We start from the raw sequence: 13435 nt of genomic DNA on the forward strand, positions 1-13435 counted from the left end.
TATACAAGTAAAGTGGAACAGCACGCCATACTTTCTATTTTTAAAAAATGCTGCTCGCACAGTTAAACAATCATTGATTAGTAAATCCCGAACTATTGAGCCATTCGTCGAGAGGGTCGAATATAAACACCAGTACCATTTGGTACAATTTGAGCTAGCTCATTTACTTGGGCATTATACATACGAATGCATCCTTTGGATACGGCTTTTCCAATAGAACTTGGATCATTTGTTCCGTGAATGCCATATGACTTTTTAGACAAGCTTAGCCACATTGTACCAAAAGGCCCCCCGGGGTTTGGTTCCCGGTTAACGATAACAAAGTCTCCAGTAGGCGTTGCGCTCAGCATTTTTCCTGCTGCAATGGGATAGACTTTTTGTATGATATTATTTCTTCGTAATTCAAGCTGTTTTTCAGCAATAAACACGTGGATCGTGTAAGGAATGAGCTCTTTATCGGGGAGGTTTGGAATGATGATTACTTGCCCAGGCTTCAGCGCATGATGGCTTACAAAAGGATTAGCCATCCACAGGTCTTCAACCGGAATCCGGTAGTCACCTGAAACGCTTTGCCAGGTTTCACCGCGCTTTACTATATATCTCATTAACTTCGCTCCTTTGATATATGACTATGCTGTAACAGTATACGATTGAAAAAAGTAAAAGTGACTTTTTAAAGTTATTTTGAAAAAGGTGTTGAAATTACATTGACTTATAAGCATGGACTGATTGATATAGGTTCAAATACAATACGCCTTGTTATTTATGAATACAAAAAAGGCAGAGGGTTTAAGCAAATTGAAAACGTGAAAGTAGCTGCACGGATTCGAAATTATTTAGATAAAGAAGGAGTGTTAACGGCTAAAGGAATACATACCTTGCTTGATACGCTTAAAACGTTTGGAGTTATTACCAAGCATTATCAGCTGCTGCGCGTTACCTGTGTGGCCACAGCTACCATCCGTCAAGCGACTAATGCAAAAGAAGTTCTAGCCCTTGTAAAAAAAGAAACGGGCTTTTCTATTCAACTATTGTCTGAATATGAAGAAGCGTATTACGGCTTTGTTGCAGTTATTCATTCCACTTCGATCGAAGAAGCCATTACAATTGACATTGGCGGGGGAAGTACGGAAGTTACGTATTTTCGCAATCGAGAGTTAGTGCAGTACCACAGCTTTCGATTCGGTGCCTTATCTCTACGTCTGCAGTTCGTCAAAGGCAATATTCCCACTGCAGAAGAAAAAGCGAAAATCCGGGATTTCGTGATCCGGCATTTCCATGCTGTCCCTTGGCTTTTAAATCGTCATGTGCCGATTGTAGCAATTGGAGGAAGTGCAAGAAGTATGGTGCAACTGCATCAAGGTTTTATCCACTATCCTCTCGCGGGGCTGCATCAATATGAAATGAATTTAGCTGATATATTGCATGTGAAATCTGCTATAGGCTCATTGTCTTATCACAATCTTCAAAAGCTAGACCGTTTGTCAAACGATCGTGCGGATACAATTTTGCCAGCGATTGAAGTATTTCAATCAGTATATGAAACAGTGAACGCGACTCGCTTCATCCTAAGCCGCAAAGGCTTGAGAGAAGGGGTGTTATTTAAAGAAGCATCTGATGCTAATATCCAGCCAATGTACCCCGATGTCATACAGCAAAGTTTTCAAGAAATAATGGAAGAGTTTGAAGTAAGTAAAGATTACGTCAAACAGCTTACGCGCACAGCTAGTATGATGTTTCAGCATCTTAGGGAGCAGGGACCGGTTGAGTTAAAAGAGGATGACTTAGCGCTTCTTATAAAAGCTGCGCAAGTGTATGATATAGGAAAGTATATTGATGCAGAATCAAGCAGCCAGCATACGTTTTATGTGCTTGCTAATCGTACAATAGATGGAATTTCACATAGAGAACGTTTAAAGCTGGCACTTGTTTCTTCATATAAAGGGAAGTCTTCTTTTAGGCAATATGTTGCTCCTTTTAAAAAGTGGTTAACAAAAGACGAACAAAAAAAAGTTCAGCTGCTCGGTGCACTTTTAAAAATAGCTGATGGCTTACATGCAACAAAGCGAAATGTTGTTCAACATATTGATGTGAAAAGCGATGAAAACACAGTGACGATTAAACTATTATGTACAAAAACCTTTCTTCCTGAACAATATCAGGCTGAAAAACAGAAAAAGCATCTAGAAAAAGTAGTAAAAAAAAATATTGTTCTTGAATTTACTAAGCTTTAGAATAACGCTGGATCGGTTAGAATATTCAGTATAGCTAACTAGATTAAATTCATTATCCTGGAAGGTGAGGCTAATGTTAGAAAGTAATCGCACTTATAAGCAAACCATACAAGTGGCTGATTCAGCTTATTACAATAATCGTGAATTGAGCTGGCTGGCCTTTAACAAGCGGGTGCTGGAAGAAGCTGTAGATACGAAAAACCCTTTGCTTGAGCGATTTAAATTTCTAGGGATTTTCAGTTCGAATCTGGATGAGTTTTTTATGATTCGGGTAGCCGGGTTAAAAGATCAGGTGAAGGCTGGATTTAACAAACCCGAAAACAAAGCAGGCTTAACTCCTACACAGCAGCTATTCTCTATCTCCAAACAAAACCACGAGCTTGTCAAGCAGCGGTATGATACGTATATTCACACACTTCTTCCCGAATTACAGAAATACGGTGTGGAAATCATTTCGGTTGAAAAGCTGGAGAAATCAAATCTAGATAAGCTTGAACAGTATTTTGACGAGCAAATCTTTCCCGTATTAACTCCTATGGCTATTGATACATACCGGCCGTTTCCTATGTTGATGAATAAAAGCTTGAACTTAGCAGTTGTCCTTTCAGAAAAGTTAAATGATGAGCAGCAAATTGTCGAGATAAAAGGAAGACTAGCCATCGTTCAAGTACCTTCGATGCTAACGCGCTATATTGAAATAGCTACGTCAGATTCTACCCGTCTATTTGTATTGCTAGAGGATGTGATTGCCTATTTTATTAAAAAGTTGTTTAAGGGATACTGCGTTTCTTCCGTTTCCCAATTTCGAATTACCCGCAACGCAGATATGACTATTCACGAAGAAGACGCTCAAGATTTATTAAAAGAGATTGAAGAAGAGTTGCAGAAGCGAAAATGGGGAGCGGCTGTTCGGCTTGAGATTAAGAGTCCATACGATCAGGGTGTACTAGCGTATTTAAAGTCAGTCCTTGAAATTGACGATGAAGATGTGTATGAGATCAAAGAACAGTTGGATTTAACCAGTTTATTTTCGTTTTATAGATTACTTAAATCTACGCATGAAGAGCTCGCTGAAAAAGCCTTTATTCCTAAGGTTTCAACACAGTTACACCCGGATCAAAATGTTTTCGATCAAATGATTCAAAGAGACATTTTGCTTCACCATCCTTATGAATCGTTTAAGCCGGTGCTTGACTTTGTTAACTGTGCAGCAGACGATGAAAATGTGCTTGCTATTAAGCAAACGTTATATAGGGTAAGCGGAGATTCTCCCGTTATTAAAGCATTAAAACGAGCGGCTGCAAAAGGTAAACAAGTGACGGTACTAGTTGAACTAAAAGCAAGGTTTGATGAAGAGAATAATGTGCAATGGGCTAAAGAGCTAGAGCGGGCAGGATGCCACGTGATATATGGAATGACGCATTTAAAAACGCATGGTAAAATTACGCTCGTGGTGAGAAGAGAAGGAGAGCATATTAAGCGATTTGTTCATCTTGGTACTGGGAATTACAACGATGCGACGGCAAAGATCTATACGGATATAAGTCTTTTTACTGTCAACCAAAACATCGGGATAGATGCGGCCAATTTTTTTAATTACTTAAGTGGCTATACGCAAAAACCAGTATATCATCATTTATCCGTTGCACCATTTGATATAAGAAACGATTTTTTGCATCTCATTGATCAGGAAATACAGTATCACAGACGGTATGGCAATGGAAGAATCATTGGGAAAATGAACTCATTGACGGATAAAATTTTAATTATGAAGCTATATGAAGCTTCTATAGCGGGTGTGACAATCGAACTCATTGTTAGAGGAGCGTGCTGCTTGCGCCCTCAAATTCAAGGCGTTAGCGAGAATATCAGAGTAAGAAGCATTGTCGGACGATTTTTAGAGCATAGCCGAATCTATTATTTTCATCATAATAAACAGGAAAAGTTTTTCTTTTCATCTGCAGATATGATGACAAGAAATATGGTGAAACGAGTAGAAATTTTATTTCCTGTCTTGGATACACATTTGAAAAAAAAAGTGTGGAAGTGGCTTGAAGTTATGCTTGCTGATAATGTAAAAGCACGAGAACAAGATCAAGAAGGGAATTATCATTACGTCATAAAAAAAGAAAATGAGCTCTCTATCAATAGTCAAGAGATCTTTTGTCAATATGCTCTTTGCGACGATCAAGAATAACATAAAAAAAGCCGAGTGCTCGGCTTTTTAGTCATGTTATTATCTAGGAATGGGACCACCAGGACCGTATCCAGGTCCGTAGTATGTGTTATAAACAGGAGCACCGCCTCCATAACCGGCACCAGGGTAGCCTCCTCCAGAAAATCCAACGCCTCCAAAGCCGGCACCAGGGTAGCCTCCTCCAGGAAATCCACCGCCGTAAAACGGAACGGGATAAGGATAAGGTGGCGGACAGCACCCAGGTCTGCCTCCAAAGCCGCCAACAGCTAGTCCGCCAAGCAGCCCACCAGCTAAGCCAGCAACAAAAGGAAATCCAAAAAAGCGCTCGTCACCATTTGGAATATTACGATATCCTGTATAGGGATATTGATAGTACATAATTTAACCTCCTTGTCAGTTGTCTTTGTAGTGTATGGCTGAACGGAAGTTTTTGAGCCTGGTTTATTTCTTTAAGACTAGAATTAGGCGGTCATGATCAGCTAAAAAAAGACAAAAAAACATAAAAACGCCCTGTAAGGGCGTTTTTATGTTGATTGCAAGGTGAAAAGCGTAATTTCAGGCGTAGCTAAAAAGCGAAAAGGAATGCGCGTGGTTCCTAAGCCTCTATTCACATAAAGCTTCATTTTAGAATCTCCAACTTCGTACATTCCTTCAGGGTAAACCGTCCCAAAGGGCGGTGTAATCAAAGGACCGTAAAAAGGAATTTGAATTTGGCCTCCATGACTGTGGCCGGAGAGCTGAAGATCCACTGGAAAAGGAGCTGCTTTGACAGCAACGTCAGGTTCATGAATCATAGCAATAGAAAAGATATCCGGCTGTAATTGTCCTAGCGTTCCCTCATATTGTGGATTCCCAAGCATAATATCATCGAGTCCACAAATATGAATGTAGCTTTTATCGGGCATGGAAACCGTGTCAACTTCATTTACTAGAAGTCTAAATCCTGCGTCTTCAATGGCTTGTTTGTAGATATTTGTTCCATACCCTCCATGATCATGGTTTCCATATATTGCGTATTTTCCAAGAGGAGCCTGAAGCCTCTGTAAAATCGGGGGAATTCTTTCTGGATGCGGGTATTCATTAGGTACATCCATTAAATCTCCAGTAAATAATATAATAGTAGGCTTCAAATTATTTATGGTTACCATAAGCTGTTCTAGTTGTAATAAATCATAAGAGAGTCCAAGGTGAATATCACTAAATTGTAAAATTTTTATTCCGTTAAAGCTTTTCGGAATGTTTTTAGAAGTAATTGTATGACGAACAATTTGCAGACGTCTAGGCTCAATATATTTGGCATATGTATACCCAAAAGACGTGGTGAGCAAAGACCCTAACGAAATAGACGCTAGTCCTTTCAAAAAAGATCGTCTTGTATACGTCTTTTTCATGCAAAATCAACCTATTCCTTATAGTTTTCAAGTTTTCATTATAGCATTGTTTTTTTTATCATCACAACGAGAAGTCTGCTTTTAAGTTAAATAGATAAAAGTTTCACTTTATTCAGAAAAAATAGTAAAATGATAGTTGTAAAACACTTATGTTTTGGGGAGGAAGATAAATTGAAGAACAAGGTCGTAATTGTTACTGGCGGTTCAAGCGGAATGGGAAAACATATGGCGAAGCGATTTGCAGAACAAGGTGCTCATGTGGTAATCACAGGTAGGTCAGCCGATCGATTACAAGAGACAGAAAAGGAAATTAAAACGTTTGATGGACAGGTACTTTCCGTGGTAATGGATGTACGCAATCCAGAAGATGTGGAACGAATGGTTCAAGAAACAGACAAGGCATTTGGACAAATTGATTTTTTAGTTAATAATGCTGCAGGAAATTTTATATGTGCAGCTGAAGACTTATCCGTTAACGGATGGAACAGCGTAATTAATATTGTATTAAATGGTACATTTTATTGCAGTTCCGCAGTAGGGAAATATTGGATCGATAAAGGTACAAAAGGAGCCATTACAAACATTGTGGCTACATATGCGTGGAACGCAGGAGCAGGTGTTATTCATTCAGCTTGTGCCAAGTCAGGAGTTTTAACCATGACGCGCACGCTCGCAGTAGAGTGGGGAAAGAAATACGGTATACGGGTGAATGCGATTGCGCCGGGGCCGATCGAGCGAACAGGAGGAGCCGATAAGTTATTTGAGTCAGAAAAAATGAAAGCGCGTACATTGAATTCTGTACCATTAGGACGCCTTGGAACTCCTGAGGAAATAGCAGGATTAGCTAGTTTCTTATTCTCCGATGAAGCATCTTATATCAATGGGGAATGCATCACAATGGACGGGGGACAGTGGCTAAATCAGCATCCTTTTTAAGGTTGGATACGCACTAAAAAGTACAAAGCAAACCTAGAAGGACTAGCAAAATTATGCTATTCGTATTATACTAACGTAAAGTGAACAAGGAGAGGGGAGAGTTGAGTGGACCCGTTAGATGTATTAACAAACATAGAGAAAACTCTTCCGTATTATCAAGCAATTTTTAGTGCAGATGGACATAGAGTAATTGGCTATGAAGTGTTGGCGAGGTTTCAAAATGAAGGGGAAATTGAAAGTCTCGGCCCATTCTTTCATGATGATGCGATTCCGGATGAATATCGCATAGAAGTTGATTATGCTGTTTTAACACAAGCGCTCGAGCATATGTTGACCCAGGAAGAACAATTTTTAATTTTTATTAATCAGAACCCTAATTTATTAATGAACGATCATGGAGAATCCTTGCTAGAATTATTGCAACTTTTCGAAAATAAAGGATTATCGCTTGATCGAATTGTTCTCGAAATTACAGAACACAATTTTAGTGGAGATTTGGAATCGCTTCAACACTTACTAAAGTATTATCAAACATATGGTATTAAGATTGCAATTGATAATATAGGAAAAGAAAGTAGTAATCTAGACAGAATTGGGTTGCTGTCACCAGATATCTTAAAAGTAGATTTACATATTCTAAGACAAACGGACATGGCGCAGTCGTATCAAGACGTATTGTATTCTTTATCTCTTTTAGCAAGAAAAATGGGTGCTACGCTTCTATATGAAGATATAGAAGCCTCCTATCAGCTGCAGTATGCATGGAGAAACGGAGGCAGATATTTTCAAGGTTATTATTTACATAAGCCGGCTGCTGAACTTGTCGATCCGAACATCTTAAAGGATAAACTAAAGGAACGTTTCGAAATGTATATCGCTCATGAAAAGAAAAAGCTGCTTGCTGTTTACCAGCTGACGGAACGCTTTCAAGATAAAATGCAGCAGGTAATGACAAAGTGCAGAAAGCTAGAAACGTATGACGATATGCTGCCTGTTATTGCAGAAGAACTATCCAACGTGTGTTTTCGCCTTTACATCTGCGATGAAAATGGATTTCAAAAGTCTTCTAACTATGTAAAGAAAAACGAGGATTGGATTCTTGAGCCTGAATATGTAAAGAAAAATTGGAGCTGGCGCCCATATTTTCTTGAGAATATTATTCGAATGAGCTATGAAAAAAAAGGCATATTATCAGATTTGTATAATGATATTGAAACAGGTGAGAATATCCGGACTTTTTCGTATCCGATTGATAATATGCACTATATATTCCTTGATATTTCATATTCTTTTTTATATGAAAGAGACGTTTTGTAGAGAATATATAAGTTGAAGTTAAACCGGCAATCAGCAAAAGTGGTTGCCGGTTTTTTATGTTTTTTTAGAGGGGAACGACAGTCGGTTATAGAGATATGCATAGGCAGGGGAAATTTCGGAATTCTAATAAAAAAGAAGCGAAGGAGCTGAGTTAATTTGAAGAAAATATGCTTACTTGTCTTTTTGATGATGATCTTGTACTCAGGAAAATCTGTTTATGCGGAAGTGTCAGGAGAGATTAGGCATGAAATCTTTATAAATTTGCAGGACGCTTATCAGGCTCAGCTAAGAGCTGCGTCTGCCCATGCTAATCAAGATGCTGCTCGTGAGCTGAAATTATTTTTAGATGATGAGTATGCATCCGTATTTTTTAATGAGGCTCTCTTACAAAAAGCTCAAGGATATGTCGGAGAGGGACCTGAATATTTAACACACTACATCCCTTTCTTTTCTTTCGATGAACAGACGAAGGTAGCTCTTCATTCCGACCAAAACAAAGCTTATGTCTATCAATTTTTTCCGGCTGTGCATAATGAACGAGTAAAATACCAAGATCATTATGAAATGATCACTTTAGTAAAAAAACAGGGGAAATGGAAGGTACAAAAGCTTATATATAGTAAGAAACACTCAAAATAGCCGAGAAAAGCTTATTTTGAGTGTTTCTGTTACCCAATGTTCAGAAGCTTCTCAAGCGCTTGAAGGTCAAACCCTCTGATAATTTCCTGATCAACACGAATAGTCGGAGTGGAATAAGACTCTAACTCAGTAGTCATTCGTTTTCGAGCAGAAGCATCTTTAGATACGTCAAATTCTTTATAGGAAACGTGGTGATGCTGTAAAAACTGTTTAACAATTTCGCAAGGTGGGCAAGCTGGTTGTGTGTACAGCTCTATAGATCTCAATGAAAGCACCTCCCTATATCAAAATGAATGGTGTTAAAGTAGAATGAAGTGTTGGATGATACATAGTATATCGCTATGTTATTATAATAAAAAACGACATATATCGCTATAATAAGGCATTTTCTTATGAAAAATCACGTAAAGTACTTGTGTTTTTTTAGTATGTGGCATATAGTGAAATGGTGTCTTTTAAGTATTAGTTTAGATAAAGTACTTATTTGAATTGATATTGTAGAAAAGTCGAATGCGTAATGATGTAATAGGTGAAAGGAGAGATTATATGTCACAATTACAAGGTATTTTAACTCGTCTTGTGAATCTCCGTGAGCAAGCAAGTGGAAGTGAAGCGCCACAACGCTTCTTCGAAGTAGAGGGAAAAAGAATTTGCAGCGTGAAATATCATGCAAAAACTGAAACATACGAACTTGAAGTATATCAAGATGGTGAAAAGCCAGCTGTTTATCAATTTGATAACGTTGATATGATTGCAATTGAAATTTTTGAACTTATTCATTAAGGGATAAAGCAAAACGAATGCCGCAAAGGATTTTATACTTTGCGGCATTTTTTTGTTACTGCGTATGGAGTTTTTGCGGTGGCTTCTGTCCTATTTTCCCGGGAAATACCGACAAAGTGATAGCGGATTTTCTGATAAATGGAAGGAAAGGGTCGAATGCTGTAAAAAAAGCAAAATAAAAAATTCAGATAATTATGAACTTTCGTTGACACTTGTTTTAAAAAAATCTAGACTTAACATATAAGGGAGAACATCGAGTGTGTCTGCTTCTATTCCCTCTTAAAGGTTCGCATTTACGTAAGCAAGCTATTTTCATTTTGTAGCTTGTTCTTTTTCTCTTTACACACGTGGAAGTTATGAGAAATGGAAGGAGAATGTATAAATGATTGATATTGATCACAATCAGTTAAATCAAATTGAACTTCGAGATTTGCTTGTCACTTCTGATAAAGTTGCTCATGTTCAAGTGGGAAATAATTTAGAACATGCTTTGCTTGTGTTAACAAAGACTGGCTATACGTCCATTCCCGTATTAAATCCAAGGTTTCAGCTGCAGGGGTTCGTGAGCATGACGCTTATTTTAGATTCGATTTTAGGGTTAAAGCGCATTGAATTTGAACGATTAGAAACCATGAAAGTAGAAGAAGTTATGAATCAAAATGTTCCTCGTGTCTCCATGAAAAAATCCGTATTAAAAGTCATAAATGCCATGATTAACCATCCTTTTTTGTGCGTAGAGAATGAAGATGGTATTTTTGAAGGGATTTTAACGCGAAGAAATTTGTTAAAGTCATTAAGAAGGCAGTCCATCATTCTCCCGAAAGAGTCATTTCAATAATTTTTTTAAGAAATCGTGTTTCAGCCTATCTTTCTCCGTTTTTTTCTTATATGATAAAGGTAAAATGAAAGTAAAAAGAGGCTTGAAAGGAATAACTGAATGCAATTAATAGAATGTCGAATGCTCGTTGTATTAGCTCAAGAATTAAATATGAGAAAAGCTGCAGAGAGATTATTTGTATCGCAACCAGCTTTATCACAGAGGCTGCAAACCATTGAAAAAGCATGGGATACACAAATCTTCATTCGTTCGCAAAAAGGACTGTCATTAACGCCTGCTGGAGAAAAGATTGTTCAATTTGCAAAAGAAGTAGTAGAAAAAGAAGATCGGGTTCGCGAGGACTTGCATCATTTAGATAATGAAGTATATGGTACACTCAAATTAGCGGTGGCTTCGATTATTGGACAGCACTGGCTGCCGGCGGTGTTAAAACGCTATATGGATCGTTACCCACATGCTAAAATCTCTCTTGTAACCGGCTGGAGCAGTGAAATGCTTCGCTATCTGTACGAAGATGAGGTACATATTGGAATCATACGCGGAAATCCCGATTGGAAAGGCGTCAAAGAACATTTGTTTACAGATCCTCTTTACCTAGTTGATTCAGAAATTGAAAGGGCAGCGGAAGTAGTAAATACTCATCGACCATTTATTCAATTTAAAAGTGACTCAACGTATTATCAAGAAATTTTAGAATGGTGGCATCGAGAGTTTCATACTACACCGAAGCGTACGATTGTAGTGGATCAGATTGAGACGTGTAAACAAATGGCTTTAAATGGTCTTGGTTTCGCTATTTTACCATCGATTGCTATCAAAGAAGCTGGAAGCCATATTCATCGGACGCCGCTTCTAAAAGCAAATGGCGACCCAATTACACGAGACACTTCTTTAGTTGGATATGAATCAGCGTTTAAACTGAAGCAAGTTCGAGCATTTGTTGATATTGTACGTGAATACGTAAGAGAAACGGTCTAAAGCGAGCTCAGGTGCTCGCTTTTTTTATTTGCAATCGTTATCTTTTTATTAAAACGATAATGATGCTTGTCATTGTGAAAGCATTTTGTTACATTAAATGAGACATTGCTTACTTAGGAGGAATACATAATGAAAATGATGGATGCTAATGAGATTATCTCATTTATTCAAAACAGTACAAAATCAACACCGGTAAAAGTTTACGTAAAAGGTGAAGTAGAAGGAATTGACTTTGGTTCATCTTCTAAAACATTTGTAACGGGCAACACAGGTGTAGTATTTGGTGAATGGAAAGAAATCAAAGCTGCTATTGAAGCAAACGAAGGAAAAATTGAAGACTACGTAATTGAAAACGATCGCCGCAACTCTGCGATTCCTTTATTAGATATGAAAGGAATTAAAGCTCGTATCGAGCCAGGCGCTATTATTCGCGATCAAGTTGAAATCGGCGACAACGCTGTTATTATGATGGGTGCATCGATTAACATCGGTTCTGTAATCGGTGAAGGAACAATGATCGACATGAACGTAGTACTTGGTGGTCGTGCAACAGTAGGTAAAAATTGTCATATCGGCGCAGGTTCTGTATTAGCTGGTGTTATTGAGCCACCTTCTGCAAAACCAGTTGTAGTAGAAGATGATGTAGTAATCGGTGCTAATGCTGTTGTTCTTGAAGGGGTAACAGTAGGTAAAGGTGCCGTAGTTGCTGCAGGTGCAATTGTGGTCGAAGATGTAGCCCCTTACACAGTAGTAGCAGGTACGCCAGCACGCGTTATTAAAGAAATTGACGAAAAAACAAAGTCTAAAACAGAAATCAAGCAAGAATTGCGTCAATTAAACGAAGAATAAGAAAAACGATCAGTTTGCGCTTTTTCTTTGCTGAATTAATAGGTTTTAGCGATTGGGATACTGAATCCTTAAACGTATCATATGGACAAGTTGGAAGCGTGGGCAACCACGCTTTCTTCTTTATTTCGTGAGGAGGACATACACATGGCTGAAAATGAATTTGTGAAAATAAGAAGAGAGCTACATAAAATTCCTGAATTAGGGTTTCAAGAGGTGAAAACACAGCGTTTTTTGCTTGATTATATTAACACTCTTCCGCAAGAGCGCTTAGAAGTAAAGACGTGGGAAACGGGACTCTTTGTTAAAGTACATGGTACAAACCCAACTAAAACAATAGGCTACCGAGCAGATATTGACGGTCTTCCTATCACGGAAGAAACGAATTATTCTTTTCAATCACAGCATGAAGGACTCATGCATGCCTGCGGACATGATATGCATATGGCCATTGGGCTAGGCGTACTGACTTACTTTGCTCAGCATGAAATCAAAGATAACGTACTGTTCATCTTTCAGCCGGCAGAAGAAGGTCCAGGAGGAGCACAGCCAATGCTCCAAAGCGATATCATGAAAGAATGGCTTCCAGATTTCATCTTTGCCCTTCACGTAGCTCCTGAATATCCGGTTGGGTCGATTGCACTGAAGGAAGGGTTACTATTTGCTAACACGTCTGAGCTATTTATTGATTTAAAAGGAAAAGGCGGGCATGCTGCTTATCCACATACAACAAATGATATGGTAGTCGCTGCATGTCAGCTCGTTTCACAGCTTCAAACGATTGTTGCTCGCAACGTTGATCCGCTAGACAGCGCTGTAATTACAGTAGGAAAAATTCAAGGGGGGACGGTTCAAAATATTATTGCGGAGCGAGCTCGCATAGAAGGGACCATTCGCACGCTATCTCCTGAATCAATGACGCGTGTTAAAGAACGAATTGAAGCGATTGTTAAAGGAGTAGAAGTAGGGTATCAGTGTGAAACAGCCATTGATTATGGATGTATGTATCATCAAGTATATAATCACCATGAAGTCACGCGAGAGTTTATGGAATTTGCCAAAGCGCAAACCGACGTGGATGTCATTGAATGCAAAGAAGCAATGACGGGAGAAGATTTTGGCTATATGCTAAAAGATATTCCTGGATTTATGTTTTGGCTTGGCGTTCAGTCTGAATATGGGCTTCATCATGCAAAGCTGCAGCCTCATGAAGGCGCAATAGATACGGCGATTTCACTTATTACAAAATATTTTGAACATAAAGGCAATCAATAAA

14 protein-coding genes are annotated in these 13435 nt (G+C 38.5%); 10 read left to right on the forward strand and 4 right to left on the reverse strand.

Going from position 1 to position 13435, the window contains the following annotated elements:
* Positions 1 to 92: 92 nt before the first annotated feature.
* Positions 93 to 605, reverse strand: a complete 513-nt coding sequence (locus AC1VNJ_RS15380; protein ID WP_028414122.1) for a L,D-transpeptidase family protein — start codon at positions 603 to 605, stop codon at positions 93 to 95.
* Between the two features lie 102 nt (positions 606 to 707).
* Between AC1VNJ_RS15380 and AC1VNJ_RS15385 the strand changes: the two genes are divergently transcribed.
* Positions 708 to 2234 carry a Ppx/GppA phosphatase family protein gene (locus AC1VNJ_RS15385; RefSeq protein WP_482641025.1) on the forward strand — a complete coding sequence of 509 codons (1527 nt, stop codon included), beginning with the start codon at positions 708 to 710 and terminating at the stop codon, positions 2232 to 2234.
* A gap of 73 nt (positions 2235 to 2307) precedes the next feature.
* On the forward strand, positions 2308 to 4431 hold the full coding sequence (locus tag AC1VNJ_RS15390) for an RNA degradosome polyphosphate kinase (protein WP_482641026.1): 2124 nt from the start codon (positions 2308 to 2310) through the stop codon (positions 4429 to 4431).
* Positions 4432 to 4470: 39 nt separating this feature from the next.
* Here the strand turns inward: AC1VNJ_RS15390 and AC1VNJ_RS15395 are convergent, their stop codons facing one another.
* Together AC1VNJ_RS15395 and AC1VNJ_RS15400 are read right to left on the reverse strand one after the other, a co-directional pair.
* Positions 4471 to 4809, reverse strand: a complete 339-nt coding sequence (locus AC1VNJ_RS15395; protein WP_014461015.1) for a hypothetical protein — start codon at positions 4807 to 4809, stop codon at positions 4471 to 4473.
* Between the two features lie 146 nt (positions 4810 to 4955).
* Positions 4956 to 5822: a metallophosphoesterase gene (locus AC1VNJ_RS15400; protein ID WP_013082275.1), complete on the reverse strand. Its 867-nt coding sequence runs from the start codon at positions 5820 to 5822 to the stop codon at positions 4956 to 4958.
* A gap of 171 nt (positions 5823 to 5993) precedes the next feature.
* Here AC1VNJ_RS15400 and fadH point away from each other — a divergent pair, with 171 nt between their 5' ends.
* The 3 genes from fadH (at position 5994) to AC1VNJ_RS15415 (ending at position 8714) form a co-directional block, all read left to right on the forward strand.
* Positions 5994 to 6758: a 2,4-dienoyl-CoA reductase gene (gene fadH / locus AC1VNJ_RS15405; RefSeq protein WP_028414119.1), complete on the forward strand. Its 765-nt coding sequence runs from the start codon at positions 5994 to 5996 to the stop codon at positions 6756 to 6758.
* Positions 6759 to 6863: 105 nt separating this feature from the next.
* Positions 6864 to 8075 (forward strand): EAL domain-containing protein, encoded by a 1212-nt coding sequence (locus AC1VNJ_RS15410; protein WP_013056032.1) that lies wholly within the window; start codon positions 6864 to 6866, stop codon positions 8073 to 8075.
* A 156-nt stretch (positions 8076 to 8231) separates the two neighbouring features.
* A complete protein-coding gene (locus AC1VNJ_RS15415) occupies positions 8232 to 8714 on the forward strand; it encodes a DUF3993 domain-containing protein (RefSeq protein ID WP_048020016.1) in 483 nt (160 codons plus the stop codon).
* 29 nt (positions 8715 to 8743) lie between these two features.
* Here AC1VNJ_RS15415 and AC1VNJ_RS15420 read toward each other — a convergent pair whose 3' ends face one another.
* A complete protein-coding gene (locus AC1VNJ_RS15420) occupies positions 8744 to 8980 on the reverse strand; it encodes a glutaredoxin domain-containing protein (protein ID WP_013056034.1) in 237 nt (78 codons plus the stop codon).
* A gap of 280 nt (positions 8981 to 9260) precedes the next feature.
* Between AC1VNJ_RS15420 and AC1VNJ_RS15425 the strand changes: the two genes are divergently transcribed.
* The 5 genes from AC1VNJ_RS15425 (at position 9261) to AC1VNJ_RS15445 (ending at position 13434) form a co-directional block, all read left to right on the forward strand.
* The gene (locus AC1VNJ_RS15425; RefSeq protein WP_013056035.1) at positions 9261 to 9497 is read left to right on the forward strand and encodes a YkuJ family protein; all 237 of its coding nucleotides are present in this window, start codon (positions 9261 to 9263) and stop codon (positions 9495 to 9497) included.
* A 382-nt stretch (positions 9498 to 9879) separates the two neighbouring features.
* Positions 9880 to 10335 carry a cyclic-di-AMP-binding protein CbpB gene (gene cbpB / locus AC1VNJ_RS15430; protein WP_013056036.1) on the forward strand — a complete coding sequence of 152 codons (456 nt, stop codon included), beginning with the start codon at positions 9880 to 9882 and terminating at the stop codon, positions 10333 to 10335.
* Between the two features lie 99 nt (positions 10336 to 10434).
* Positions 10435 to 11313 carry a LysR family transcriptional regulator gene (locus tag AC1VNJ_RS15435; RefSeq protein ID WP_325076674.1) on the forward strand — a complete coding sequence of 293 codons (879 nt, stop codon included), beginning with the start codon at positions 10435 to 10437 and terminating at the stop codon, positions 11311 to 11313.
* Positions 11314 to 11442: 129 nt separating this feature from the next.
* Entirely contained in the window at positions 11443 to 12162 is a 720-nt protein-coding gene (dapD, locus tag AC1VNJ_RS15440) for a 2,3,4,5-tetrahydropyridine-2,6-dicarboxylate N-acetyltransferase (protein ID WP_013082280.1), read from the forward strand.
* Positions 12163 to 12306: 144 nt separating this feature from the next.
* Positions 12307 to 13434 (forward strand): N-acetyldiaminopimelate deacetylase, encoded by a 1128-nt coding sequence (locus AC1VNJ_RS15445; protein WP_098627124.1) that lies wholly within the window; start codon positions 12307 to 12309, stop codon positions 13432 to 13434.
* Position 13435 lies beyond the last annotated feature (1 nt).

It is taken from the genome of Priestia sp. 3CA3, assembly GCF_056836725.1.